The organism is Nonomuraea polychroma (assembly GCF_004011505.1).
Classification (GTDB): Bacteria; Actinomycetota; Actinomycetes; order Streptosporangiales; family Streptosporangiaceae; genus Nonomuraea; species Nonomuraea polychroma.
The window spans coordinates 10,575,048-10,600,889 of sequence record NZ_SAUN01000001.1 but is presented as its reverse complement, the minus strand read 5'-3'; the positions used below and the strand labels follow the sequence as shown (position 1 = coordinate 10,600,889).

20 protein-coding genes are annotated in these 25,842 nt (G+C 70.4%); 13 read left to right on the top strand and 7 right to left on the bottom strand.

Going from position 1 to position 25,842, the window contains the following annotated elements:
• Positions 1-90: 90 nt before the first annotated feature.
• From EDD27_RS49565 to EDD27_RS49535, 7 genes are all read left to right on the top strand, one after another.
• On the top strand, positions 91-1,116 hold the full coding sequence (locus tag EDD27_RS49565; RefSeq protein WP_164904141.1) for a LuxE/PaaK family acyltransferase: 1,026 nt from the start codon (positions 91-93) through the stop codon (positions 1,114-1,116).
• Positions 1,116-2,390, top strand: a complete 1,275-nt coding sequence (locus EDD27_RS49560; protein ID WP_206642008.1) for an acyl-CoA reductase — start codon at positions 1,116-1,118, stop codon at positions 2,388-2,390. Before EDD27_RS49565 ends, EDD27_RS49560 begins: the two co-directional genes overlap by 1 nt.
• 70 nt (positions 2,391-2,460) lie before the next feature.
• On the top strand, positions 2,461-4,575 hold the full coding sequence (locus tag EDD27_RS49555) for a hypothetical protein (RefSeq protein WP_127939668.1): 2,115 nt from the start codon (positions 2,461-2,463) through the stop codon (positions 4,573-4,575).
• A 109-nt stretch (positions 4,576-4,684) separates the two neighbouring features.
• A complete protein-coding gene (locus EDD27_RS49550; RefSeq protein ID WP_127939667.1) occupies positions 4,685-5,902 on the top strand; it encodes a glycosyltransferase in 1,218 nt (405 codons plus the stop codon).
• A gap of 2 nt (positions 5,903-5,904) precedes the next feature.
• The gene (locus tag EDD27_RS49545; protein WP_127939666.1) at positions 5,905-6,603 is read left to right on the top strand and encodes a class I SAM-dependent methyltransferase; all 699 of its coding nucleotides are present in this window, start codon (positions 5,905-5,907) and stop codon (positions 6,601-6,603) included.
• Between the two features lie 35 nt (positions 6,604-6,638).
• Positions 6,639-7,310 (top strand): polysaccharide deacetylase family protein, encoded by a 672-nt coding sequence (locus EDD27_RS49540; RefSeq protein WP_127939665.1) that lies wholly within the window; start codon positions 6,639-6,641, stop codon positions 7,308-7,310.
• Between the two features lie 14 nt (positions 7,311-7,324).
• Positions 7,325-8,908, top strand: a complete 1,584-nt coding sequence (locus EDD27_RS49535) for a hypothetical protein (RefSeq protein ID WP_127939664.1) — start codon at positions 7,325-7,327, stop codon at positions 8,906-8,908.
• Positions 8,909-8,972: 64 nt separating this feature from the next.
• Here EDD27_RS49535 and EDD27_RS49530 read toward each other — a convergent pair whose 3' ends face one another.
• Entirely contained in the window at positions 8,973-9,878 is a 906-nt protein-coding gene (locus EDD27_RS49530; RefSeq protein WP_164904140.1) for a CHRD domain-containing protein, read from the bottom strand.
• Between the two features lie 254 nt (positions 9,879-10,132).
• Here EDD27_RS49530 and EDD27_RS49525 point away from each other — a divergent pair, with 254 nt between their 5' ends.
• Entirely contained in the window at positions 10,133-11,746 is a 1,614-nt protein-coding gene (locus EDD27_RS49525; RefSeq protein WP_127939662.1) for a DUF1996 domain-containing protein, read from the top strand.
• A gap of 111 nt (positions 11,747-11,857) precedes the next feature.
• Here EDD27_RS49525 and guaA read toward each other — a convergent pair whose 3' ends face one another.
• Positions 11,858-13,405 (bottom strand): glutamine-hydrolyzing GMP synthase, encoded by a 1,548-nt coding sequence (gene guaA / locus EDD27_RS49520; protein ID WP_127939661.1) that lies wholly within the window; start codon positions 13,403-13,405, stop codon positions 11,858-11,860.
• 97 nt (positions 13,406-13,502) lie between these two features.
• Between guaA and EDD27_RS49515 the strand changes: the two genes are divergently transcribed.
• Positions 13,503-14,462 (top strand): DUF2207 domain-containing protein, encoded by a 960-nt coding sequence (locus EDD27_RS49515; RefSeq protein WP_127939660.1) that lies wholly within the window; start codon positions 13,503-13,505, stop codon positions 14,460-14,462.
• Here EDD27_RS49515 and EDD27_RS49510 read toward each other — a convergent pair.
• Positions 14,453-15,274, bottom strand: a complete 822-nt coding sequence (locus tag EDD27_RS49510; protein ID WP_127939659.1) for an SDR family NAD(P)-dependent oxidoreductase — start codon at positions 15,272-15,274, stop codon at positions 14,453-14,455. The genes EDD27_RS49515 and EDD27_RS49510 overlap by 10 nt on opposite strands.
• 10 nt (positions 15,275-15,284) lie before the next feature.
• Complete coding sequence (locus EDD27_RS49505) at positions 15,285-16,775, bottom strand: DUF885 family protein (protein WP_127939658.1); 1,491 nt, start codon at positions 16,773-16,775, stop codon at positions 15,285-15,287.
• A 78-nt stretch (positions 16,776-16,853) separates the two neighbouring features.
• Here EDD27_RS49505 and EDD27_RS49500 point away from each other — a divergent pair, with 78 nt between their 5' ends.
• Positions 16,854-17,597, top strand: a complete 744-nt coding sequence (locus EDD27_RS49500; RefSeq protein WP_164904139.1) for an N-acetyltransferase — start codon at positions 16,854-16,856, stop codon at positions 17,595-17,597.
• On the opposite strand, the gene EDD27_RS49495 is transcribed toward EDD27_RS49500, so the two are convergent.
• Together EDD27_RS49495 and EDD27_RS49490 are read right to left on the bottom strand one after the other, a co-directional pair.
• Positions 17,582-18,703: a PLP-dependent cysteine synthase family protein gene (locus EDD27_RS49495; RefSeq protein WP_127939656.1), complete on the bottom strand. Its 1,122-nt coding sequence runs from the start codon at positions 18,701-18,703 to the stop codon at positions 17,582-17,584. The two genes, EDD27_RS49500 and EDD27_RS49495, sit on opposite strands and share 16 nt — an antisense overlap.
• A 58-nt stretch (positions 18,704-18,761) precedes the next feature.
• Positions 18,762-19,508, bottom strand: a complete 747-nt coding sequence (locus EDD27_RS49490) for an MBL fold metallo-hydrolase (protein ID WP_127939655.1) — start codon at positions 19,506-19,508, stop codon at positions 18,762-18,764.
• Positions 19,509-19,738: 230 nt separating this feature from the next.
• On the opposite strand from EDD27_RS49490, the gene EDD27_RS49485 reads away from it, so the two are divergent.
• The 3 genes from EDD27_RS49485 (at position 19,739) to EDD27_RS49475 (ending at position 25,324) form a co-directional block, all read left to right on the top strand.
• The gene (locus EDD27_RS49485) at positions 19,739-22,006 is read left to right on the top strand and encodes a protein kinase domain-containing protein (RefSeq protein ID WP_127939654.1); all 2,268 of its coding nucleotides are present in this window, start codon (positions 19,739-19,741) and stop codon (positions 22,004-22,006) included.
• 31 nt (positions 22,007-22,037) lie between these two features.
• The gene (locus EDD27_RS49480) at positions 22,038-23,969 is read left to right on the top strand and encodes a beta-propeller domain-containing protein (RefSeq protein ID WP_241564654.1); all 1,932 of its coding nucleotides are present in this window, start codon (positions 22,038-22,040) and stop codon (positions 23,967-23,969) included.
• 107 nt (positions 23,970-24,076) lie between these two features.
• The gene (locus EDD27_RS49475) at positions 24,077-25,324 is read left to right on the top strand and encodes a S8 family peptidase (protein ID WP_164904138.1); all 1,248 of its coding nucleotides are present in this window, start codon (positions 24,077-24,079) and stop codon (positions 25,322-25,324) included.
• A 1-nt stretch (position 25,325) separates the two neighbouring features.
• Here the strand turns inward: EDD27_RS49475 and EDD27_RS49470 are convergent, their stop codons facing one another.
• Positions 25,326-25,823: a DinB family protein gene (locus tag EDD27_RS49470; RefSeq protein WP_127939652.1), complete on the bottom strand. Its 498-nt coding sequence runs from the start codon at positions 25,821-25,823 to the stop codon at positions 25,326-25,328.
• Positions 25,824-25,842 lie beyond the last annotated feature (19 nt).

Genomic DNA, 25,842 nt, shown 5'->3' with positions numbered 1-25,842 from the left:
TGTGGTGGGTGGATGCACACCGGATGGGCAGCGACTGCGGCAGGTCGATGGGCACCGGGTGGGTGCGGGCACACGGGGAGGGGGCGTTGGGTGAGCGTTTTCACGATGGATGAGGGCGAGCGGGAAGCGGTGCTGGTGCCCGAGCTGGCCGCCCTGACAGAGCGGCACAGGGAAGCCTGCCTGCCCTACCGCCGGATTCTCGACGCGACCGGTGCGGCACCACCCTACGAGCGGCTGGCGGACCTGCCGTGGTTGCCGGTGCGGCTGTTCAAGACGCATGAGTTGCGCAGCGTGCCGCAGGAGCAGGTGTTCAGGGTGCTCACCTCCAGCGGGACGACCGGGCAGCGGCCGAGCCGGATTCACCTCGACCGGGAGGCGGCAGCGGCGCAGACGCGCATGCTGGCGGCCACGCTCAGGGTGGTGCTGGGTGAGCGGCGACTGCCGATGCTGATCGTGGACAGCCGTTCCGTGGTACGCGATCCCACGCTGAGTGCCCGCGGGGCCGGCGTGCTCGGGATGATGAACTTCGGCAGGGACCACACGTTCGTGCTGGACGAGCAGGGGCGGGTGGACGCGGAGGCGGTCAAGGACTTCCTGGCGCGGCACGGAAGCCGGCGGTTTCTGATCTTCGGGTTCACGTTCATGGTATGGCTCTGGCTGCGGGACCTGGGGGCGGATCTGTCGCAGGGGGTGCTGATCCACTCCGGCGGGTGGAAGCGGCTGGCCGAGCAGGCCGTGGACAACGCCGAGTTCCGGCGGCGGCTGGCCGCGGAGTGCGGGCTGACCAGGGTGCACAACTTCTACGGGATGGTCGAGCAGATCGGGACGATCTTTCTGGAGGGGCCCGACGGGGATGGGCTCTACTGTCCTGACTTCGCCGATGTCGTGATCCGTGATCCGGAGACCTGGCAGGAGGCGCCGAATGGCGTGCCGGGGTTGATCGAGGTCGTCAGCACCTTGCCGACGTCTTATCCGGGTCATGTGCTGCTCACCGAGGATCTCGGCGTGGTGCGGGGCGTCGACGACGGGGCCTGGCCGGGGAAACGGTTCGAGGTGCTCGGGAGGTTGCCCCGGGCGGAGGCGCGTGGTTGCAGCGACACCATGGGGCAGGGCTGATGCTGGAGGATTCGACGCCGACGCTATCGGGGGTGGACGGCGGTGCGGCCGCCGCGGGTGATGCGGTGGTGTGGGTGCGGTTCCCGCGGGAGGAGCGCGTACCCGTGGAAATGCTGCTCTCGCAGGTGCGGGGAGGGCTGGAGGTCGGGGACGAGCGGGTTCGGGAGTTCCTGGCGGCGTTCGGGAGGCGGCTGTTGCGGCCGGCTCTGGCGCGCCGGCATCCGGAGCTCGGGTCGCTCGGGTTCTTTCTGCGGCCCAGCGAGCTGGCCCGCACGCTCGAGAGCATGGCCGGCGAGCACGTACGCGTACCACGCGGCCTGATCTTCCACATCCCGCCCGCGAATGTGGACACCGTCTTCGTCTACTCCTGGGCCTTGTCGGCCCTGATGGGCAACCGCAACGTCGTCCGTCTTTCGCCGCGCTCCGGCGCGGTCGCCGAGGTGATCGTGGAGACGTTGCACGAGGCGCTGGCGCAGGCCGACCCCGTCGTCGGCGAGACGCAGCGGATCGTCTCCTACGATCGCTCGGCCGTGGAGGTCACCGCCACCCTCTCCGCTGCATGCGACCTGCGGGTGGTGTGGGGTGGCGACCGTACCGTGCACGACGTCCGGCGGCACCCGCTGCCGCCGCACGCCCGTGATCTGACCTTCCCCGATCGGTCCTCGTTCGCCGTGATACGGGCGGCGGCGTGGTTGTGTGCGCCGCGGGCCGCTCGGGTGACCGCGGCGGAGGGGTTCGTCAACGACGCCTACTGGTTCGACCAGGCGGCCTGCTCGTCGCCGCGGACCGTGTTCTGGGTGGGGGCGCAGGGCGACTGCGACGCGGCGCGGGCCGACTTCCTCGACCACGTGTCGCGGGTCGTCATGGCGCGCGGGTGGGCCGTCGACGCGGCGATGGCCGTGGAGAAGCGGGTCGCCACCTACGGGCTGGCCGCCGAGGGGGCCGCGGAGAGCGTGGAGTTCCGCGGGAACGCGCTGGCCAACGTGACTCTGGCGGCCGCCGCCCGAGCACCGAGGCGGTGGCTGGGCGCCGGGACGTTCGCGCACGCCAGGCTCGGCTCGGCCGCCGAGTTGGTGGGACTGGTCGAGCGGCGGGACCAGACGTTGACACACTTCGGGTTCGGGCGACCCGAGCTGGAGGAGCTGGCCAGGGCGCTGGCCGGACGCGGAGTCGACCGGATGGTGCCGGTGGGCGGCGCGCTCAGTTTCCATCGGGTGTGGGACGGGATCGATCTGCCGGTCGAATTCACCCGGCTGGTCACGGTGATCCGGTGATCTGCCGGCGGTTTCCGGTCTCATGACGATCGCACCGCCTGAGAGCGCGCGTGCCGTACCAGCGCGGCCGTTGAGCCGCCGTCTCGGCTCGGGGTGGTTGCCCGCGGGCGTCGTGGCGGCGGGCGCGGTGGCCGTGTTCCTGTGGTGCGGGGTATCGGCGCGTGATCTCGCGGCGTTCGCCGCGTATGTCGGGATCGGGGTGGCGCTGCCGGGCACGCTGCTCTGGCGGGCGCTGACCGGAGGCGGGAGGTCGACGGCCGAGGACGTCGCGGCGGGTTTGGCACTCGGGTACGCGGTCGAGGTGCTGGCCTACATCCCGGCCAGGGCGGCAGGGTTGCCGCTGCTCGTGCTGGTCCCGCCGGTCGTCGTGCTCGGCACGTTCCTGTGCGTGCCGGGGCTGCGAGGGCACTGGCGGGGCCGGGCCGAGGAGCGGATGCCCGGGTGGTGTGCCTGGGCGCTGGCGGGGGTGGTCGGCTACCTGATCACGTGGAGCACACTGTCGCTCTACCGGGTGCCGATCGCGAGCGCGTACGTGGACATGCCCTACCACCTGGCGCTGGTCGGCGAGGTCAAGCACCACCTGCCGCCCACGTTGCCGTCCGTGCTGGGCGAGCGGCTCTCCTACCACTGGTTCGTCTACGCCGACATGGCGGCCACGAGCTGGGTCACCGGGATCGAGCCCGTGACGCTGGTTTACAGGCTGTCGACGCTGCCGATGTCGGCGGCGATGGTCGTGCTGGTGGCCGTGCTGGGGCGGCGGCTCGGCGGACGCTGGGGGGCCGGGGCGGCGGCGGTCGGGATGACGTACTTCCTGTTCAGCCCGGTCCTGCAGGACGGCGTGGTCTTCACGGCGCGGTCGATGTTCACCGCCTGGGCCAGTCCCACGCAGACGTTCGGGGCGTTGTTGTTCGCGCCTGTGGTGCTGATCTTGCTGGCCGGCCGGTCGCGGGGAGTGTGGGTGGCGCTGGGCGTGCTGCTCCTGGCGCTGACCGGGGCGAAGGCCACGTTCCTGCCGTTGCTGCTGGCGGGGTTGCTGATCGTGGTCGCGGTGCGGTGGGTGGTGGAGCGGCGGGCGCCGGGCAGGTGGCTGGCCGCGGCGGGCGTCACGCTGGTGTGTGTGCTCATCGCCCAGTTCGTGGTGTTCGGGCGGGGGGCTCAGGGGATGGCCGTCGCGCCGTTCGCGACGATGCGGGCGCTGTGGGGGGCGGTGGCCGGCATCGAGACGCCCGCGCTGGCCTCGGTGTCCCTGGTCCCATTGGCGGTGCTGACCCTCGTGCATCTGTTCTGCCTGGCTTGTGTGTGGGGCGGGGTGGCGGGGCTCGGGCGGCTGGTGCTGGAGCCGCCGATGGCGTTGTTGCTCGGGATGGGGGCCGCGGGGATCGGCGCGGCCGTGATGCTGGGGCATCCGGCGGAGTCGCAGCTCTACTTCCTGGAAGGTGTCCGGCCTTACCTGTCGATCGCGGCCGTGTGCGGGGTGCTGGCCCGGGGCGCGACCATGAACACGCCCTGGCGAGCGCGGGCCGTCGGGTGGACGGTGCTCGGGGCGGGCGCGGCCGTGGCGGCGGCGCAGGTCGAGGTGGCCGGAAGTGCGCTGGAGCGGGTGGTGGTGCCGTACCTGGTGCTCGCGGTCGCGGCGGTGGTGTTGTGGCGGTGCGGGGGCGTGCTGGCAGCGGTGGCGTTGCTCGCGGGGTACGCGGTTCCGGCCTCCGTCCGCGACGTGGTCGCGCACGTCACGCCGGCGCCCGGGGAACGCGAAAGGCTGATCCCCGACGGCGCGCTGGAGGCCGGCAGGTGGTTGCGCGACCACTCCTCCCCCGCGGACGTGGTGGCCACCGACCTGCACTGCCGTCCCGTCCCGCGACGCTCGTGCGACAGCAGGCACTACTGGGTGTCGGGGTTCACCGAGCGGCGGGTGCTCGTGGAGGGCTGGGCGTACGCCGAGAGCACGCAGTCGCGCACCCCGTTGTTCGAGACGTCCTACCTGAGGGTGCCGTTCGTGGACCCTGCCCGGCTGGCGGCGAACGACGCGGTGTTCGCTGCGCCGACGGCGGAGAACGTCCGGCACCTCGCCCGCGAATACGGGGTCAAATGGCTTTTCACCCGGGCGAATCCTGATTTGCGGAAATTCGCCAGGCTGCGGTTCCGCAACGGGTCCTTCTCGGTTTACGAAATCACCGGAAAGTAAAGTCACCCCCTGCTCCGCGGAATGGGCAGGAGAAATCGTACGCGTCCCGCTGGACGCCCCAGCAACATTTCCCTGGACGTACGGCCACAGGCAAAGGATCAGGGAATCTATGGACACGCGTGCCGCCACGGAGCCGGCCCCCCGCGTCCTCGACACCGCGGCCCGGCTGGCGAGCGTCGACATCGTCATCCCCGTGCTCAACGAAGAGCGTGCCCTGCCGGGCTGCGTACGTACGCTGGCGGCCTTCCTCGACGACGGCTTCCCGCTGCCGTGGCGCATCACGATCGTGGACAACGGCAGCACCGACGCCACCTGGCCGATCGCCACCGCGCTGGCCGGCCAGTTCGAGCGCGTGCACGCCCGCAGGATCGACGTACGGGGCCGGGGCGCCGCGTTGCGCACGGCCTGGCGGGACAGCCCGGCCGACATCGTGGCGTACATGGACGTGGACCTGTCGACCGACCTCGACGCCCTGTTCCCGCTGGTCGCGGCGGTGGCCAGCGGACACTCCAAGATCGCCATCGGCACCCGTCTGGCGCACAGCGCGCGCACCCGCCGCTCGCTGCGCCGCGAGCTGGTGTCGCGCGCCTACAACGCCCTGCTCAGGTACGGCTTCGGCGCCGGGTTCAGCGACGCCCAGTGCGGTTTCAAGGCGGCCAGGACCGACGTGGTGCGGCCGCTCATGGACAAGGTCGAGGACAACGGCTGGTTCTTCGACACCGAGCTGCTCCTGCTGGCCGAGCACAACGGGCTGCGCGTGCACGAGGTGCCGGTCGACTGGATCGAGGACATGGACTCGCGGGTCCACGTGGTCAGGACCGCGATCGACGACCTGAAGGGGCTGGCGAGGCTCGCCTGGTCGATGTCGACCGGCCGGGCGAGGGTCGAGGTGACCAGGTCCGAGCCGGCGCCGAGGCACCCGGACGCGGTCGTGGCCCGGCCACGGGCGGTGACCTTGGCGAAATTCATGTCATTCGCCGCTATCGGCGTGTTCTCCGTCATCCTGTACACGCTCACTTATCTCCCGTTGCGCGCATTCTGGCCGCCGGCGACCGCGAATTTGGGGGCGCTGGTCCTCGCCGGAATCCTCAATACCGAGGCGAATCGCCGGTGGACGTTCGGCAGGGTGAGACGCAGCACGATGCATGTGCGCGCGGCCGTGCTCTTCGTGGCCAACTATGCGCTCACCACTGCCGCCGTGCTCGCGGTGCCGCCGCACGCCGGACGGCCGGCCGAGGTGGGCGCGGTCGTCGGCACGTACTTCCTGCTCATCGCGATGCGCTTCACCGCGCTGGATCGCTGGGTCTTCTCCCGTACGAGGAACTGAACATGGAAACCGCAGAGATCCGCCGCCTGATCGCGCTGGAAGACAACCACTGGTGGTACCGCGAGCGCCGAGCCATTCTCCGCAGAGAGCTACGCGGGCTCGGCCGCCCGGGGCGGGCGCTGGACATCGGGGCCGCCGGCGGCGGGAACACCAGGGTGCTGGTCGAGGAGGGCTGGGACGCGACCGCGACGGACACCAGCGCGACCGCCATCGAGCTGGCCAGGCAACGCGGCATCAAGGCCGTGTGGGCGGACGCGCGGGAGCTGCCGTTCGAACCGGACAGCGTGGACCTGGTGACCGCGTTCGACGTGCTGGAGCACATTCGCGAGGACCACCTGGTCACCGCGGAGATCGCGAGGGTGCTGGCGCCGGGTGGGCACGTGTTGATCGCAGTGCCGTGCGACATGGCGCTGTGGTCGGCTCACGACCACGCCGTTGGCCACGTCCGCAGGTACCACCGCGACTCCCTGACCGGCGTCGTCGAAAAGGCAGGGCTCCAGGTCCAGCGGATCTGGAGCTGGAACGTGCTCCTGCGGCCCCTGGTGGTCCGGCACCGCCGCCGTTCCCAGGGCAGCGACCTGCGTCAGATGCCGGCAATGGTCAACGCGGGCCTGTCGGCGATCGTGGCGGCCGAGCGGTACTTGCCGGTCAAGTCGCTCAAAGGCGTGAGCCTGTTCCTGCATGCCCGGCTCGGGGGGTGAGTACGGGCGGGCGGCGTTGGCCTAGGCTGTGATTCGTGGTGATTCACGCCTTACTCGCGGCCTCGCTGGCCCTGACCTCCGTCCCCGCCTCTCAGGCGCAGGTCGACTGCGCCCGGGTGAAGTGCCTGGCGCTGACCTTCGACGACGGACCGGGAGCGACCACGCCCGCGCTGCTCAAGACGCTGAAGCAGGCGGGGGCGAAGGCGACGTTCTTCCTGGTGGGCAAGCAGGTGGAGAAGCGTCCCAAGGTCGCCGCGCAGGCGGTGGCTGAGGGGCACGCGATCGGCAACCACACCTACTCCCACGCCTCCCTGCCGACGCTGCTCGACGACGAGATCCTCACGGAGCTTGATAGCACCCAGGAGATCATCGAGGAGGCCACGGGGCGCCGGCCGGTGCTGTTCCGCCCCCCGTACGGGCACACGGACGAGCGGGTGCTCGGAATCGCCGACGAGACGGAGCTCGCGCAGATCATGTGGACGGGCACGACGCTCGACTGGCAGCTGCGTGACGCCAAGAAGATCAAGGCGGCGGTCCTCAGGCTGGCCAAGCGGGACGGCGTGATCCTCATGCACGACACGGTGCCGGCGACCGTGAAGGCCATGCCGGGCATCCTCAAGGAGCTCAAGAAGCGCGGCTACCACCTCGTCACGGTGACGACGCTGCTGCGCGGCAAGGGCCCGAAGTCCGGAGTGAGCTACTTCTAGCGGTTCTGGGAGACATGGGGAGCGACACAACCGTCGAAAAGCCCAGGCCATGGGCCGGCCTCGCGACCTTCCTCGTCATCCAGGCGGTGCTCGGATGCTGGTGGGCGGCCTTCTACCCCGGCCTGTTCAGCCGCGACTCGGTCCTCTACCTCAGCCACACCATCGTCGGCCCCTGGGTGAGCGACCACTCCGTGGTCTACGACGCGCTGCTGTGGCTGAGCTTCAGGACCACCGGCGACCTGGGCGCGGTCACGTTCGCGCAGACCACGGCCATGGCCGGGGCGTTGTCGTTCCTGGCGCAGTCGCTGAAGGCGCTCGGCGCCCCGCGCCGGGCCACCACTGCGGTGGCCATGCTCATGCCGCTGGCGCCGCCCGTGGGGGCGTTCTCGGTCACGTTGTGGAAGGACGTGCCGTTCACGATCTGCGCGGTGGCGATCGCGGGGCTGTGCGCGCGCTTCGCGGCCGGCCGCAGGGTCACCTGGCCGGAGCTGGCCGGGCTCGGGGCGCTGATGCTGGCGCTGGGCTTGTTCCGCGCGAACGGCTTCCTCGTCGTGGGCGTGGCCGTCGTCGTGCTCGTGCTGATCGTCACGACCATGCGGGTGCGCCTGCTGCTCGCCGGCACGGTCGCGGCGGCGCTGCCCCTCGTGCTCACGAACCTGGTGTTCCCCCAGTTCGGCATCGTCGCCCCGGCGAAGACGTACGTGTATCACACGGCCTTCGGGGACATCGCGGTGGCGTACCGGGACCGGCCCGACCTGTTCAGCGCGCAGGACAAGACGCTCATGGCATCAGTCGCGCCGCTGGACCGATGGTGGTGGGGCGGGACGTGTTACACGATCAACCCGCTGATCTGGCGGGGCGACTTCAGCTGGCAACAGGCCGACGCGCGCACCACCGAGCTGCTCGACCTGTGGAAACGGCTGCTGGTCAGCGAGCCGAGACTGATCGTCGAGGCGCGGCTCTGCCGGGGGGCGATCGCGTGGAAACCGGTGCAGGACCCGTTGCACACGGGTGGGGCGACGTACCGGTTCTCGCGCCGGCCCACCGCTGACAGTTACGTCGGGCCGACCAAGGTGCCCGATTTCCCGGGCCGGGAGGTCTACTCGCTGCGGCCGCTGTCGTCCGAGCTGAACCAGGTGGCCGACGGCTGGCTCACGGCTTCGCTGGCGCCCGAGTACGACTGGGCGCTGTGGCGGGGGGCGTCGTGGGCGTACCTGTCGTACCTGGCCGTGGGGCTGGGGGCGGTCGTGCTGCGTAACCGGTACGTGGTGGGGGTGGCGGCCGTGGTGGCCGGGCAGCAGCTGGCGGTGCTGGCCAACATCTCGGCGCAGGACTTCCGGTACATGGCCTCGCCGATCTTCGTTGGGGTGCTGCTGGTGCCGTTGCTCGTGAGGAGCGCGGGAGTGCTCCTGGTCCGGCTGGTACGGCGGCCGCGCCCCGAACCAGCACCAGAGACACCGGAAGCAGCACCCGAGACAGTTGAGGCACAGGAGGCAGCACCCGAGACAGCAGAGGCAGCGGAGGCAACACCGGAGACAGCAGAGGCAAAGGAGGCAGCCGAGCCTTCAGCGGAGCCGGCCAAGAAAGAGCAACCGTAGCTCGCCTGGCCTCGCCTCGCCGGGACGCCTCGCCGACCCCGGCCGGCGAGACGTCCCGCACTCACTACCAGTCGCCCTTGTAGAGCTGGCCGCGGACCGCACCGCCCGGGAACTCGGCGTTGTGCAGGTTGGCGTACCAGTTCTTGGGATTGTTCTTGATGCGGGTAGCGACCTGGGCGGGAGCGGTGGCCGTGCCGGCCAGCCCGTTGACACCGGCGGGCAGTCCTTTCTCGGCCGTGAAGAACGGCACCGCGACCGGGCCGTTCTTGCCCTTCGGCGCGCGGTGGATGTGGGCGGCGGTCGGTGCGGCGACGCGGTTCCAGGCGGCGGCGAAGTGCACCCGGGTGCCCTTCACCCAGACGAGCCAGGCGGCGCGTCCGTCGGGGTCGCCCACCTTCATGCCGGGCGCCGGCACCTCTTGGCTACCGTCGGCCACCGCGGTGAGCGTGGACCGGTTACCGACGGCCAGCACGGACTCGAGCACCACCGGCCGGATCCGGTGCAGTTGCGCGCGTACGGCGCCGCCGGGGAACTCGCCGGTGTGCAGGTTGGCGTACCAGCCCCGGGGGTTGTGCATGATCCTGTTGAGCAGTCCGAGGTCCTTGACGTAGACAGTGCCCTTGACAGCGCTGAGCGAGGCGGGCAGCGCCTGGCCGAAGAACGGGATCCGGACGTCGCCGTTCTGGCCGGCGTGGCCTCGGTGAATATGGAAGCCGGTCGGCGAGGCCACCTTGTGCCATCGGATGGCGTAGTCGACTCGCTGGCCGTGGATGCGGATCACCGCGATCGCACTGCCGTTGCCGTCACCGACCTTCATGCCCGGTGCGGGCACTTCGTTGTCGCCCACGAGCTTCGCCGCGAAGTACATCGGGGTGTTCGACTCGGCCTGGGCGGCGACCGGGCTGAGGGAGGCGCTGATCAGCGCGGTGGCGAGCGCTAGGCCGGGAACGGTGAGGATGCGCTTCGTCATGATCGACCCTTTCAGAGGCCTCGAGGGGTGAGGCCCCCTATAGCGGAGGTGACGCAGGGTGGTACGCCCCGCGTCATCCGCTGGGTTCAATCCGCGAATGTGGACAAATACGCATTCGAGCCCGGCCACGGCCGGATGAACCCTCCGGTTCGCGGCCCCGTACCTCTCGAAGATCGGACTATCCCGACACCGGAAGGAGGGGTCGCATGCGGATTCCATCGGGGGGAAGACGATTCAGACCGTGGTTAGGGGCCTTGTGCGGGAGCATCGCGCTCGCCCTGTCAGCCACCCCGGCATTCGCGCACGCCGGCACGGTCGCAGCACAGACCATCGTCTGCCCAGGCGTCGCAGACAAACTTCCCGACATCCCGGCCGCCGCCCAGGCCGAGGTCGACCGCAACCTCGCTCTCCTGGACAAACAGCTCCAGGAGGCCAACGACCGGCTGGCCCGCTCCGTCGGCCAAGGAGGCCCCAACTTCGTGCAGAACGCCATCCTGGGCCCCCTCGCCTCCAAACGAGGCGCCACCATCGACCGCATCGCCATCGCCATCGGCCGCACCGCCGAACGCCCCACCGGCCTCGACAACCTGGCCACCTGCACCCTCAGCGACACGACGGCGCCGGCGCCACCCGGCGACGGCGCGACGTCCACTCCCGCCCCGACCACCACCACGGCACCCGACCCGGGCACAGGACAGAGCATCGTCTGCCCAAGCGTGGCCGACAAGCTCCCGCCAATCCCGGCCGCCGCCCAGGGCGAGGTCGACCGCAACCTCGCCCTGCTCGAAAAGCAGATCCAAGAGGCCAACAACCGACTCGCCACCTCAATCGGGCAAGGAGGCCCCAACTTCGTCAGAAACGCCATCCTCGGCCCTCTCGCCTCCAAACGAGGCGCCACCATCGACCGCATCGCCATCGCCATCGGCCGCACCGCCCAACGCCCCACCGGCCTCGACAACCTGGCCACCTGCACCCTCAGCAACGAGGGAGGCGCAGAGCTGTCGGCCGCCGACTTCGTCGACATCCAGCAGGTTCCGGCCTCCGAACAACCGGAGCCGAGCGAGACCGGCTCGACCGGCACGTTCCTGTCCCGATGCGGCACGAGCAGTGAGGACCGCAGCAACAACGACAACCTCATCACGGCCCCGGGCGTGAGCAACGGAGCCCAGGCCCTGTACGAGTACGTCGGGAACATGTCCGCCGACGCCCTCTCCACCAACGAGAGCCTGGCCGACGCGGACACCACCTGCCGCAACCAGGCCGACCAATCGGCCTACTTCTGGCCGACCTTGCGCGTACTCGGGGCGGACGCCGCCGAGACGGACGGGGACAACGCCGGCACGGCCGTACAGCCGTCGTCGGTGCGGCTGGAGTACCGCGGCAACCCGACGTCGGAGGTCACCACGCCGCCGCAGTTCCTCAGGATGCTCGCCGGCGACGCCAGAGCCGCGACCAACGGCGGCGCCGAAGCCCGCCCGACATGGACCTGTACGGGCTTCACCGACCGCCTGACCGACAAGTACCCGATCTGCCCCTCCGGCAGCGACCTGGTCCGCGTCTTCGACATGCCGAGCTGCTGGGACGGCGAGAACATCGACAGCGCCGACCACCGCACGAACCTCGCCTTCCCCGACGAGGACGGCGCCTGCCCGAGCGGCACGGAGGCCGTGCCGCAACTGCGCCTGACCCTGACGTACGACGACGTCCCCAACACCGAGCCCGAGGGCACGAACGTCCCGTTCGCCGTGGACAGCCTCGCCAGCGAGGCGAACAGCCCGAACACCGACCACGCCGGCGCCATCGTCGTGATGTCGGAGCAGCTCGTGAACAAGGTCGTCCAGTGCATCAACAGCGACAAGGAGTGCTGACGACCTGAACAGACGCACACACGCCGACGGCCGGACATCGCCCTCATGGCGAGTCCGGCCGTCGGCGCCCACAAGGTCAGCCCGGAACCAGAGGCGCGAGCGTGGCCTAGATCACTCCCATTCGATGGTGCCCGGGGGCTTGCTCGTCACGTCCACCACGACCCGGTTGATCTCCCGGACCTCGTTGGTGATCCGCGTCGAGATCCGCGACAACACGTCGTACGGCACCCGCGCCCAGTCCGCCGTCATCGCGTCCTCCGACGTGACGGGCCGCAGCACCACCGGGTGGCCGTACGTGCGCCCGTCCCCCTGCACGCCCACCGACCGCACGTCGGCCAGCAGCACCACCGGGCACTGCCAGATCTGGCGGTCGAGGCCGGCCCGCGACAGCTCCTCGCGGGCGATCGCGTCGGCCTCCCGCAGCAGGGCCAGGCGCTCGCGGGTCACCTCGCCGACGATGCGGATGCCGAGGCCGGGGCCGGGGAACGGCTGGCGCCAGACCATGGCGGCGGGCAGGCCGAGCTCCTCGCCCGCCCGGCGCACCTCGTCCTTGAACAGCGCGCGCAGCGGCTCCACCAGCTTGAACTGAAGGTCCTCCGGCAGGCCGCCGACGTTGTGGTGGGACTTGATGTTGGCGGTGCCGGTGCCGCCGCCCGACTCGACCACGTCGGGGTAGAGCGTGCCCTGGACCAGGAACTCCACGGGGCCGTCGGCCATGATGGCGCGCTGCTCGTCCTCGAAGACGCGGATGAACTCGCGGCCGATGATCTTGCGCTTCTCCTCGGGGTCGGTGACGCCGTCCAGCGCCTTGAGGAAGCGGTCGGAGGCGTCCACCACGCGCAGCTTGACGCCGGTGGCCGCCACGAAGTCGCGTTCGACCTGCTCGGCCTCGCCCTTGCGCAGCAGGCCGTGGTCGACGAAGACGCAGGTGAGGCGATCGCCGATGGCGCGCTGCACGATCGCGGCGGCCACCGCGGAGTCCACGCCGCCCGACAGCGCGCAGATGGCGCGGCCGTCGCCGACCTGGCGGCGTACGGTCTCGACGGACTCCTCGACGATGTTGAGCATCGTCCAGGTCGGGCGGCAACCGGCCGCGTCGAGGAAGTGCTTGAGCACCACCTGGCCGTGCTCGGAGTGCAGGACCTCGGGGTGGAATTGTACGCCGTAGAGGCCACGCTCGGCGTGCTCGAAGGCGGCGACGGGGGTCTCGCGCGTCGAGGCGGTCACCCGGAAGCCCGCGGGCGCGGCCGCGACGCTGTCACCGTGCGACATCCACACCTTCTGGCTGGCCGGCAGGCCGGCGAAGATGATGCCCTCGTCGAGCACCTCCAGCGCGGTGCCGCCGTATTCGGCGACGCCCGTGCGGGCCACCTCGCCGCCGAGCGCCTGTGCCATGGCCTGGAAGCCGTAGCAGATGCCGAACGTCGGCACGCCCGTCTCGAACAACCCGTGCGGGACGGGCGGTGCGCCCTCGGCGTAGACCGAGGAGGGACCGCCGGACAGGATGATCGCCTTAGGTCTCTTGGCCATCATCTCCTCGACAGTCATCGTCGACGGAACGATCTCGGAGTAGACGTGGCACTCGCGCACCCGCCTGGCGATGAGCTGCGCGTATTGCGCGCCGAAGTCGACCACCAGCACTGTGTCGAATTCAGACACCGTGAGAACCCCCCAAAGGCGAAATGCGGTACCCACAGTCTATCGGCCCCGCATATTGCGCCTGGCCTGCCGGTGAGACTCGTGCTAACACAGAACAATGGATCTTGTCTGGCCGGTGACCGCGTGGGCCGTGTGGGTCGCCGCGCTGGCCGTCGCCTTCAAGGTGTCCAGCCGCGAGCGGCCGCCGACGTCGCCTCCTGCGCGGGACGCGCCCCAGCCCGTGGTGGAGCTTCTGCGCGGCATGCGGGCACAGGAGGTGTTCCATTCGGCGCTGTTCGAGCTGGCCGGGCGCGGGTGGGCGACGGTCGAGGGCGACCGTTTCTCGTTGGCGCCACTCCGCCGGGAGCCGCTGCTGCCGTACGAGCGATGGGTGCTGGAACGGGTGGCCGCCCGGATGGCAGGGGCACCGTACGCGCCGGTCATCGCGCTCATGCCCGACGGCGCCGATCTGGAGCGCGAGTTCATGCCATTGGTCCGGCAGTGTGCGATCGATCTCGGTCTGGCGCGACGGCGGTGGCCCACCATGATCGTGCCACTGCTTCTGGCGGCCGCGCTCGTCGTCCCCTGGTACGCCACCGTCTCCCGGTCCGGGGTGTCGTGGGCCGGCGGGATCGCGACGATGGTGTCGTTCGTGGCGGGGATGAGCCTGCTCATGGGCGGGCGGGGATTCCTGGCGACCGCGCGTGGCCGGGAGATCGCCGGGCCGGAGGCGGCGCCCCCCAACCCCGAGCAGGAGTGGATCTTCACGGGCAGCGGCTGGCACGGCGTGGAGATCGAGCCGGCCGAAGCTCGCCAGAACGCCGGGCAGGCTCCCAAGCGGCAGGAGGTCACCGGGCACGTCGTCAAGCGGTGGGTCCACGTCGAGTCGCACGGCGAGCACGGATCGCGGCGCGACTACTACATCGCGCTGCACGACGGCAGCTCCGACAAGGCCACGGCGTTCCGCGTGGAGCAGAGCGTCTACAAGGACGTGCTGCCGGGTGACGCGGTCCGGCTGGTCGTCAAGCCGCGCAGCGGCACCGTGGTCAGGGTGCTCGCCCATGAGCGTCACTGGTAGGACGGCAGGTTCCCGGTCAGCAGGGTCTCGGTCTGCAGTCGCAGCCTGGCGGCGTATTCGGGGTCGGTCAGCACCAGGAACCGCTCCTCGCGGATGGCCTCCACGGCCAGCTCAGCCACCTGGGACGGCTCGATCCCGTCCGCCGCGTGCCTGCCGACATGGTGGAGCGCGTCGAGTTCGTCCCTGGTGGGGGTGCTGACCAGGCCGGGCGGTCGCACGCGTGCCGACTCGGCGATCCGCGTCCTGACCGCCCCCGGGCAGAGGGCGGTCACGCGGAGTTTGGCGCCCGCGGCGGCCAGATCCTGGGCGAGCGCGTGGGAGGCGGCCAGGGCGGCGTGTTTGCTGAGCGCGTAGCCGCCTGACCCGGGCGCGGCGAACAATCCCGCCACCGACACCGTGTTGACGATGTGCCCCTCGGTGTCCTGCTCGATCATGCGCGGCACGAACGCGCGGATCGCGTGCAGCACGCCCCACACGTTCACACCCAGCAGCCAGGCGAAGTCCTCCTCGCTGCGGGTCCACATGTGGCCGCCCTGATAGACGCCGGCGTTGTTGCAGAGCACGTGCACGGCCCCGAGCTCGCCGAAGCACCGGTTGGCCAGGTGGGCGACGGCGGAGGCGTCGGAGACGTCGGTGATCTGTGTCAGCACCTTGCCGTCCCCGGCCAGCGCGGCAGTCTCCGCCAGCCCGCCGTGGTCGACGTCGGCCAGCATCAGCGACATGCCCTCGGCCGCGAACCGTAACGCCAGGGCCCGGCCGATGCCGCTGGCCGCGCCCGTCACCACCGCAACCTTGCCAACGAGCTCGCGCACGCGATCGACGCTACAGGATCGCGCCGATCAGTCCCAGGGGCGGCGAGCCAAGATCGAGCAGCGCCTTGTGGAAGCGCTGCACGGTGAAGCCCGTCCCCCACTCCGTGCGCGCCCGCTCCCGCAGGTCGAGGATGAGCAGCTTGCCCCAGGTGTAACGGCCGTACGTCGGGTCGAAGGTGGCCCGCCGGGCCTCCGACAGCGCCGCAGGCCCTGCCAGGTGCGTGTCCGACTCGAAGCGCCTGGCGCCTTCCTCGACCGTCATCTGCCCGGTGTGCACGCCGATCGCGCAGGCCAGCCGGGTGACACGGATGAGCGCCTCCACCCACACGCCGATCGCGAAGCGCGGATCGCCGGCCTCGAACCCCTCCTCGACGCACAACTCCTCGGCGTAATGCGCCCACCCCTCGATGAACGACATCGACTGCAGCAGCCGCCGCACCTCCGACGGCGCCCGGCGCAACGCGCGGGCATGCGAGAAGTGCCCCGGCGCCACCTCGTGCACGTTGATCGCCGGCAGCGTCGTGTGGCTGAAGACCTCCAGCCATTCCTCCTGGTCCCGCGCGGGCCAGGAGGGGTCGGGCGGCGTGATGTAGTACCAGGACGGGCCCTCGGGCTCGCCGGGCGAGTTCCAGGCCATCATCGCCATGGCCCAGCGGCGCGACTCGGGCGCGAGCCCGACCAGGCACTCCCCGTCGTGGTAGGGCACGAGGTCCTTCTCGCGGGTGAACGCGATGGCCTTCTCGGTGCCCACCCTGGCCGCCTCGATCACGCCGTTCGCGTCGGGGTGGTCCCTGACCAGCTCTCGTACGACGTCCAGCGGCGGTCCCGAACGCCCCAGCCGCGCACAGGACTCGCCGAGCAGTCCCATGAGCCGGTCCCGCTCGGCGTCGGCCCGCTCGGCCAGCCGGCCGAGGTCCACCGGCAGGCCCTCGGCCGTGCCCATGAGCCTGGCCAGCGCCTCGCCGCCGAGCGCGGCGTCGGGGTCGCCCTCGGCCGCGGCGCGCTCCAGGTGGGCGACGAGCCTGGCGTGAGCCGCCAGCGCGGCCTCTTCCTCGACCCCGGCCGCCAGCCCTCTGGCGGCGCCCATCAGGGACTTCGCAACCGGCGCGCTCAACTGGTCGAGCGAGGCGATCGCCCCGTCCACGGCGTCCGGCCAGAGCGCGAGGTGGGCCGCCTTCGCCGCGGCGCGCTCCTCCTCCGGGCCGTAGTCGCGGTCGTAGCAGGCGAGGTCCAGGTTCGACAGGTGCGCCATCGGGTTCTTGCGGTGCAGCTGCAACTCCCCGAACTGGTAACGCAGGCTCTCCTCGAACACCTTCACATGCTCGGCGTCATGCGGGTCGGCCGGTGCGGCCCCCTCGCCGAGCCGCGCCAGCCCGGCCCGTACGCCGTCGGGCGACAGGTCCTGGATCCGGCCGTCGTATTCGTGCCTGCCGCCGCCCTCGCGTGCCTCGGCCACCATGAGGTCGGTGACCGCCCGCAGCCTGGGGTCAAGTTCCGTCATGGCGCCGACGCTAGCGCACGGGTAATGCGGCGATAAATCACACGACTACCGGCAAATGATGATGTGAAGATGATCGGCATGGCTCTCCAGATCACGACACTCGCCGAGCGCCCCGAGTTCGGGCCGGAGTTGTGGAACATGGACCACACGTGGCCCATGTTCATGCTCCAGGATCCGATCGCCGACCTGTTCTATCCGTTCGCCGACACGATCTACCCCGAGTACGTGCTGGTGGCGGACGACGACGCCGATCCCGGTCGGCTGGTGGCGAGAGCGTGCATGATCCCGTACCGGGCCGATGGGGACGAGCTGCCCGACGACGGATGGGACGGCGTGATCCGGCAGGGCTGGCTGGCCCGCCAGCGCGGCACGCGGCCCGACGCCGTCTCCGCCCTGGAGATCACCGTCCGCCGTGACCTCCAGGGCAAGGGGTTGTCGTCGGTGATGCTGGCGGCGATGCGCGACCGCGCCGCCCGCCACGGTTTCAGCGAGCTGGTCGCGCCGGTCCGGCCCAACATGAAGCACCTCGAACCGCACACCCCGATGAGCGAGTACGCCTACCGCACCCGCGACGACGGCCTGCCGTACGACGCCTGGTTGCGGGTGCACGTGCGGGCCGGCGGCAAGATCGTCAAGGTGGCGCCGCGGTCAATGGTGGTCGCGGGCACGCCGGCCGAGTGGCGCACGTGGTGCGACGTGCCGTTCGACCGCACGGGCACCGTCGAGGTGCCGGGCGCGCTGAACCCCGTGCACTGCTCGATGGAGCACGACCATGTCGTCTACGTGGAGCCGAACGTCTGGGTCAGTCACCCGCTGGGGTGAACTGCGGTGCGGCGGCGCAGCTCAGCGAGGTGCGGGCCGAGGTCCAGGCCTTTCCCGGCGGCCCACGCGTCATTGTGGTATGTCGCCAGATGCCGGTCGGCGGCGTCACCGATGAGCGAGACCACGGTGCCGGACTCGCCTCTGGCACGCATACGTTCGACCAGCTCCAGCGCCGCCCAGAGCGCGGTGCCCGAGGATCCGCCCACCGGCAGCCCCGTCACGTCCCTGATGCGCCTGGCCGCCGCCACGCTCGCCGCATCCGGCACCGGGATGACCAGGTCGACGAGGTCGGGGCGGAAGCCGGGCTCGATGCGCGGCCGTCCGATGCCTTCTATGCGCGAGGGCATGCCGGTCACGTAGTCGGGGGTGTCGAGGGCCCAGCCGGGGAAATACGCCGAATTTTCAGGATCCGCCACGGCAACCCGACACCGCCACCCGCCGCCGCCCGGCGCGGATCCTTCGAGAGTGCCCGATGAGCGGTTCTCCGCTGTCCCTGGCCCGTCTCTTCCGACGGCACCTGAGGCGCGGCCGGCGGCGCTCGGGACGGGACCGTCGGTGTCGGCCGGGTGGTGGGAGCGTAGCCAGTGGCCGAGTGTGGCGGAGGTCGCGCCTGTGCCCGCGCCCGTCACCACCCAGTCCGGGCTCACCTGCCCGAACAGCTCCTCCCCCAGATCATGCGGCGCCGCCCGCCCGAACTGGTCGAGGAAGTGCCCGTCGATCTCCCGGGCCGCGTCGTAGATCGCCAGCGGCGGCGTCACGAACCTGCACTCCCCGCCCAGCGCCTCCACCGCCCGCGCCCGCGCCTCGCTGCGCTCGCCCGGCATGACCACGATGTAGGGCAACCCGAGCCGCCGCGCGAACCACGCCTGCGCCACCGCGGCATTGCCGCCCGTCGCCTCCACCACGGTCGTGCCCTGGGCGACCAGCCCGTCGAGGATGGCCTGCCGGAACAGCGCCCGGGCATGCCGGTGCCGCAGGCTCCCCGTGGGCTGCGCGGACTCGTCCTTCAGCAGCAGCCTGATCCCGGGCGCCGGCACCGGGAAGTCGATCAACGGGGTCGGCGGCCCGGCGGCCAGGACGTCCAGCGCTCGCGCGTTCCAGCTCACCACTCCACCCTGCCAGGCGCTGATCAGGAAGACCCCGCCCGTTCGCCACAGGCGAGCATCACACGTCCAGGTACGTCCGTTCGCCGGGGCCGAGCAGCCGGAGCCGGTCGCCGAAGCCCGCGAACGCCTTCTCCACCGTGTCTCTGCCCTGCGTGAAATGTGCCCAATGCTCGAAGTGCAACGGCACCACGTACCGAGCCTCGAGGATCTCCGCGGCCGTGACGGCGTCGGCGCTCGGCAGCGTCAAATACCCGTCCACCAACGGCGTCCGCGCCCCGCCCGCGAACAACAACGCCACGTCCACCGGCCCCACCCGCTCCGCGACGGCCCGTACGACGTCCAGCGAGGCGTTGTCCCCGCTCACATAGACGGTCGGCAGCCCCTCCCCATCGAGCACGAATCCGGTCACCTCCCCCACCAGATGCTCGGTCCCGTCCGGCCCGTGCTGCGCCGGCACCCCGGTCACCCGCACCGCACCGCCCACCTCGACCGACGTCCAGTTGGGCAGCGCGCGCACCGGCGTGCCCACGCGCTCGGCCGCCGCCCCCGTGGACAACACCAGCGGCACGGACGCCAGGTACGCCCGCCCGGCTCTGTCCAGGTTGTCCGGGTGCTGATCGTGGGAGAGCAGGACGGCGTCCACCGGCCCGACCTCGTCGGCCCCGACGGCGGGGCCGGCGGTCTTCGTGAGTGCCCTGTTCCCGATCGGGTACTCCCCGGGCGCGTCGAACGTGGGGTCGGTCAGCAGCCGCACTCCGCCCATCTCGAGCAGCGCGGTCGGCCCGCCGACGTAACGAATCTCCATGCCCGTCAAGGACACGACGTCGTACCGCCTTATTCCGGCGGGAGCCCAGTGGTGACGGCGACGCCGTGGGGGCCGTCAGATCGTGGCAGCTCAGCGAGGGTTCGCCGCAGATGATCAAGATGGACATTCCGTGTCCTGCCGCTGGCCATCAGGCGCATGCCAGGCGGCCATTCGTAAAGCTACCCATGGGTAGTTTTTGCGGATTCGCGCCATAGCGACAGAATCCCTTCATGGCATCCTTCGCTCAGCTTCGACCCGGAGATCCACAACGGCTGGGGGGCCTGGATCTCCTCGGCAGGCTCGGCGAGGGCGGTCAGGGCGTCGTATACCTCGCCACAGACCACTCTGGCGGAAACGTCGCGGTCAAGTGGCTGCGGCCCGACCTGTCGGGCGACCACGCCAGCGTCGAGCGTTTCCTGCGCGAGGTCCAGGTGGCCCAGCAGGTGGCGCCGTTCTGCACCGCCGCCGTCCTGGGCACCGGGGTCGAGCAGGACCGGCCGTACATCATCAGCGAATACATCGAAGGGCCCTCGCTGCAGCGGGTCGTGCAGGAGGAGGGCCCGCGCTCGGGCACCGTCCTGCACCGTCTGGCCATCGGCACCGCCACCGCGCTGGCCGCCATTCACCAGGCCGGGATCGTGCACCGCGACTTCAAGCCGGCCAACGTGATCATCGGCGCGGACGGGCCCCGGGTGATCGACTTCGGCATCGCCAGGGCGCTGAACGCCACCTCCACCGTCAGCAGCACGGTGGTGGGCACGCCGTCGTACATGCCGCCCGAGCAGATCATGGGGCATACCGTCGGGCCGGCGGCGGACATGTTCGCCTGGGGCAGCACGATGGTGTTCGCCGCCTCGGGACGGGCGCCGTTCGGCAGCGACACGATGCCCGCGGTGATCAACCGGGTGCTCAACCAGCAGCCGGACCTGGGTGTCCTGGACGGGATGCTGGGTGACGTGGTGGCCGAGTGCCTGAACAAGGACCCGTCCCAGCGGCCGACCGCCGAGCAGGTGATCATGCGCCTGCTGCAGCACCCCGCGCCTAAGCCCGGCATGCTCGCGCAGGCCGCCGCCGAGGCGGCCCCGCAGGTGCCCTTCGCGCCGCCGGCGGGCCCGCCCTCGGGTCCGCCGTCGGGCTCGCAGTACGGCCCGCCCTCGAGCCCGCAGTACGGCCCGCCGTCGAATCCGCAGTCCGGCCCGGTCCCCTATCCCGGCGCCGTCCCCCACCCGGCGCCGGGCGCGCATTCCGGCCCGATGCCGCCGCGTCCCCACCAGCAGTGGCAGCAGCCGTCGGCTGCCCCGTACGCGCAGCCGACGCACCCCGGCATGTACGGCCGGCCACCGCAGAAGAGCAGCAAGACCCCGCTGATCATGGGCATCACGGTGGCGACCGCGTTGCTGCTGCTCGCCGGGGTGATCGTGGTCATCCAGCTCGGAAAGTCGGCGGAGGTCGTCGCCGGTCCCGCGGAATCACCGACGTCCGGGCGCACGGGAACCGACAGCACCACCAGCCCGACCGGCCCGCCCGCCAGCTCGGCCACCAATCCGCCCTCGAGTCAGGCGACGGGCCAGGCCGCCGTGCCGCGGACGGGCACCAAGAAGACGCTCCCCGGCGGGAAGATCTCGCTGTACGAGAACCCGTCCGACGCGATCGTCCTGACCTCTTACGAGATTTACGACAAGGCGAAGGACGACTGGATCGACTACGCGAGGGGCTCGCTCCGCGGCTCGTTCACGAAATACGCCGGCAACTGGGAGTCCATGGTCTCGCCCGACGGCCGCTATCTCGCCACCAGGGGCAGGAGCTACAGCTCGGACGACTACGACTTCATCTACATCACCGACCGGGAGTCCAACGATCGCACGACGGTCAAGACCGTCAAGGAGCCGCTGATCAGCAGCATCAGGGCCTGGTCGAAGGACGGCTCGAAGATCCTGCTCAACATGGAGCGGAAGACCGGCGAGGACAAATGGGTCTATCTCGGCTTCGTCATCGTGGACGTGGCCACGAAGGAGGCCACCACGGTCAACGTGTCCGACTCCTCGGTCCGCGACACGGCCTTCGGCTTCGACGGCGCGGACGAGGGCGTGGTCAACGTCTACGGCAGCGAGAAGAACCGCGGCCTGCGCTTCTTCGACACCCGGGGCAAGGCCACACGCTCGTTGCCCGGCATCGGCACGCTGTCGGCCGGCACACAGGACATCTTCTCGCCGTCGGGCAAGGCGTTCGTCACCAACTGCCCCAACGGCGGCGACGGCGACCACTGCATCTGGGACGCCGCCTCCGGTGACCGCCTGCGTAAGTTCTACTCCGACTGCGACAAGGTGCTCGGCTTCTACGACGAGAACCACCTTTACTGCTGGGAGCAGGACAACGGCGTCAACGACGAGATCCAGGTGATCGACTTCTCCGGCAAGTTGTTGCGCAAGCTGCTGGAGGTTCCGGACAACGTCGACTTCAGCCCCGCCTTCACCATCAACCCGCAACCAGGTTCCTGAACCATCGGGCGCGGCAAGCCGTGATGAGGTCATGAAGACGCTGATCCGTACGGCCGTGACCGCCGTGGCACTCGCCACGGTCACGGCCGCCTGCACCTCCTCCACGGGAGGGCCTCCGGCGCCGCCCAAGAAGACGACTCTCGGCGCGGTCCGCCTGGTCGCCTACAACAGCTGCGACGACATGCTGGCGGGGCTGCGCGAGAAAGCGGCGGCGAACGTCGGCCCGTGGGGGTTCGGCGGCGTCATGCCCCTGACGGCGCGGGCGGAGGACACGGCGGCGATCACCCCCAACGCGAAGACGGCCGTACCGGAGCACTCCACGACCAACGTGCACGAGGCCGGCGTGGACGAGCCTGACCTGGTCAAGACCGACGGAAACCGGGTGGTCACGGTGACCGGCGGGACGCTGCGGGTCATCGACACCGCCACGCGCAAGGTCACCTCGACGCTGAAGCTGGCGGAGGGCGACGAGCGGGTCTTCGCCCCCGCCGACCTGCTGCTGTCAGGAGACCGCGCCCTGGTGTTGTTCCGCGGCTTCAGCGACGTCATGTTCAAGGTGTCCAGGGCGCTCCCGTACGGCGACACCCGGTACGTTCTGGTCGACCTGGCCGGCGAGCCCAAGGTCCTGAGCACGGTCAAACCCCAGGGCACGTACGTGGACGCCAGGATGGTCGGCTCCACGGTCAGGATCGTCACCCGCAGCCAGCCGGCCATCGAGCTGCCGCAGCCGAAGGACAACGCCTCGGAGGCCGAGCGGATCAAGGCGAACCAGGCCGCGGTGCGCCAGGCCCCGATCGAGGCCTGGCTGCCCAAGATCGAGATCACCGACGCGTCCGGCGCCGTCAGGAACGACGTGGTCAAGTGCGAGCGGGTCAGCCACCCCGCCGACTACACCGGCACCTCACTGCTGACCGTGCACACGCTCGACCTGGCGCAGGGCGTCACCGCCACCGGCACCGACCCGATCAGCCTCGCGGCCGACGGCGACATCGTGTACGGCACCGGCACGAGCCTGTACGTGGCCAGCAACCCGCGCTGGTGGTCGGTGTTCCCGATGCCGATCGAGGACACCCCGGAGGTTCCCCCGGCGGAGGAGCCCACCCCCGAAGAGCCGAAGCCGACGCCGACGATCCCGCCCGAGGAGACCGAGATCCACCGGTTCGACGTCGGCTCCCCAGGGCCGCCTTCCTACGTGGCCTCCGGCAAGGTCAGCGGCAGGCTGCTGAACCAGTACTCGATGTCCGAGCACGACGGCCACCTCCGCGTCGCCACCACGCTCACCTCGGCCGACGGCAAGAACAGCTCCAGCACCGTCCACGTGCTCAAGGCCGACACCCTGGCCAAGAGCGGCGAGGTCGGCGGGCTCGGCGAGGGCGAACGCATCTACTCGGTCAGGTTCATCGGCGCGGTCGGCTACTGCGTCACGTTCAAGCAGGTAGACCCGCTCTACACGCTCGACCTGCGTGACCCGGCGGCCCCCAAGGTAACCGGCGAGCTGAAGATCACCGGCTACTCGGCGTACCTGCACCCCGGAGGCGAGGGCCGGCTGATCGGGATCGGCCAGGAGGCCAGCGAGCAGGGCAGGACGCTCGGCACCCAGGTGTCGTTGTTCGACGTCAGCGACCCGGCCAGCCCGCGCCGGCTGTCGCAGTTGTTCCAGAAAGACTCCGGGTCCGAGGCCGAGTGGGATCCGCACGCGTTCCTGTACTGGCCGAAGACCGGCCTGTCGGTCATCCCGCTGACGCAGCAGAACGAGTCGGGCGCACTCGTTCTCAAGATCGACGACTCGGGCGTGTCGAAGCTGGGCATGATCAAGCACCCGGCTCAGGCCGGCCAGGACTACCAGCCCGGCATCCAGCGCTCGATGATCATCGGCGACACGATCTGGACGTTCTCCCAGGAGGGCATCCAGGTCAACGACGCCGCGACACTCGCCTCACAAAGCTGGATCCCGCTCCGTTAAGCAACCAGAAGGTGCCGGTTCGTATGCGAATCGGCACCTTTTTTATGGACTTTTCCAGACAAATGATGAAAGCTTTACTGACAGCAGCCTGTCGAGAAAGGGCTTTCATGCGATCACTCACCCCCCTGCTCGCATTGCTCATCGGCGCTCTGGCGTTACCCCTGACGCCACTCCCCGTCTCCGCCGCCGCACCGGACGGCACCTACATCGTCCAGCTCAACCCGGCCATGCGGGCGCCCCGCGGCGTCGCCCAGGACCAGGTGTCCCAGCATGGCGGCGAACTCATCGGCGTCTACGAGCACGCCTTCAAGGGCTACACCGCCCGCCTGAGCGCGGCCGCCGCCGAGCAGCTCAAGCGCAACCCGAACGTGCTGACTGTCGAGCCCGACGCCGAGGTCACCGCCTTCCCGCAGACCACGCCCACCGGCGTACGGCGGATCTTCGGCCCCGACAACCCGAACCTCGACATCGACAGCACCGACGACGTCCGCATCGACGTGGACGTGGCCGTCGTGGACACCGGCGTCGACTACACCCACCCCGACCTGAACGTGGTCGCGCGGGCCAACTGCATGACCGGCGTCTGCCTGAACAACTCCGGCACCGACGACAACGGCCACGGCTCACACGTCGCGGGCACCGTCGGCGCGATCGACAACACCATCGGCCCGGTCGGCGTCGCGCCCGGCGCCCGCATCCACGGAGTGAAGGTCCTCAACGCGGCCGGCTCGGGCACCCTGTCCGGCATCGCCGCCGGCATCAACTGGGTGGTGGCCCGCGCCTCCACCATCGAGGTCATCAACCTCAGCCTGGGCTGCAACGGCTGCTCCAGCAGTGCGATCAGCACCGCGATCACGAACGCGGTCAACGCCGGCATCGTGGTCGTCGTGGCCGCCGGCAACAGCCACGCGAACACCTCGACCTTCTTCCCCGCCAACCACCCCGACGTGGTCACCGTCTCGGCGATGACCGACAACGACGGCCTGCCCGGCGGCGCGGGCGGCAGCAGGCTGTCGTGCCGCAGCGAGACCGACCAGGACGACACCTCGGCGTTCTACTCCAACTACGGCGCCACCGTCGAGATCACCGCACCGGGCACCTGCATCTACTCGACGTGGCGGAACGGCGGCTACAACACCATCAGCGGCACCTCGATGGCCTCCCCGCACGTGGCGGGCGCGGCCGGCATCCTCACCTCGGGTGCTCGCAAGCCGACGACCAGGGCAGGCTCGCTGGCCGTCCGCAGCACGCTGATCTCCACCGGCAACAGCAACTGGACCGACGACTCGGGTGACGGCGTCAAGGAGCCGCTGCTCGACGTGCACGACGCCACGCGGTACCCGCCCGCGCAGTGACCTATAGGCGGGCGGCCTCCTGGCCGCCCGCCAGCTCGCGGGCGATGTCCAGGTGCCCGGCGTGCCGCATGTACTCCTCCAGGACGTGGAACATGATCCACCCCAGGGTCGGCGGCTCCTTGGGCGGCTGGAACCGCCCGATCTGCGAGGCCGGGTCGGACAACGACCGCTTGGCCACGACCTGCCTGGCCCGCTCGCATTGCGCCAGGTAGAACTCCTTGATCTCCTCGAACGACTCGGTGGCGACGAACGCCTCCTCGTCGTCGCGGTCGCCGTACGGGTCCTCGACCGGCTCGCCCGCGAAGTCCCAGACGAGCCACCGCCGCTCCATGTACGCAAGATGCTTGAGCAGCGCGACCGGCGTCCACCCGGAGGGCACCCGGCTCACCTCCGGCTCCGGGAGCCCGTCGAGCACCCGCAGGATCTCCGCGCGGTAGTGATCGAGGTATCCCTCCAGCAACGCGCGGGGATCGGACAGTTGCCGGGACGGTTCGGTCATGCGTCCTCCTTCGTCGGTC

What these genes read in the sequence shown, in the direction of transcription:
- EDD27_RS49505 (WP_127939658.1), bottom strand. Translation starts at nt 16,775, where the DNA reads ATGACGGAACTTGACCCCAGGCTGCGGGCGGTCACCGACCTCATGGTG.
- EDD27_RS49515 (WP_127939660.1), top strand. Translation starts at nt 13,503, where the DNA reads ATGGATCTTGTCTGGCCGGTGACCGCGTGGGCCGTGTGGGTCGCCGCG.
- EDD27_RS49470 (WP_127939652.1), bottom strand. Translation starts at nt 25,823, where the DNA reads ATGACCGAACCGTCCCGGCAACTGTCCGATCCCCGCGCGTTGCTGGAG.
- EDD27_RS49545 (WP_127939666.1), top strand. Translation starts at nt 5,905, where the DNA reads ATGGAAACCGCAGAGATCCGCCGCCTGATCGCGCTGGAAGACAACCAC.
- EDD27_RS49480 (WP_241564654.1), top strand. Translation starts at nt 22,038, where the DNA reads ATGAAGACGCTGATCCGTACGGCCGTGACCGCCGTGGCACTCGCCACG.
- EDD27_RS49485 (WP_127939654.1), top strand. Translation starts at nt 19,739, where the DNA reads ATGGCATCCTTCGCTCAGCTTCGACCCGGAGATCCACAACGGCTGGGG.
- EDD27_RS49560 (WP_206642008.1), top strand. Translation starts at nt 1,116, where the DNA reads ATGCTGGAGGATTCGACGCCGACGCTATCGGGGGTGGACGGCGGTGCG.
- EDD27_RS49475 (WP_164904138.1), top strand. Translation starts at nt 24,077, where the DNA reads ATGCGATCACTCACCCCCCTGCTCGCATTGCTCATCGGCGCTCTGGCG.
- EDD27_RS49550 (WP_127939667.1), top strand. Translation starts at nt 4,685, where the DNA reads ATGGACACGCGTGCCGCCACGGAGCCGGCCCCCCGCGTCCTCGACACC.
- EDD27_RS49535 (WP_127939664.1), top strand. Translation starts at nt 7,325, where the DNA reads ATGGGGAGCGACACAACCGTCGAAAAGCCCAGGCCATGGGCCGGCCTC.
- EDD27_RS49490 (WP_127939655.1), bottom strand. Translation starts at nt 19,508, where the DNA reads ATGGAGATTCGTTACGTCGGCGGGCCGACCGCGCTGCTCGAGATGGGC.
- EDD27_RS49530 (WP_164904140.1), bottom strand. Translation starts at nt 9,878, where the DNA reads ATGACGAAGCGCATCCTCACCGTTCCCGGCCTAGCGCTCGCCACCGCG.
- EDD27_RS49500 (WP_164904139.1), top strand. Translation starts at nt 16,854, where the DNA reads ATGGCTCTCCAGATCACGACACTCGCCGAGCGCCCCGAGTTCGGGCCG.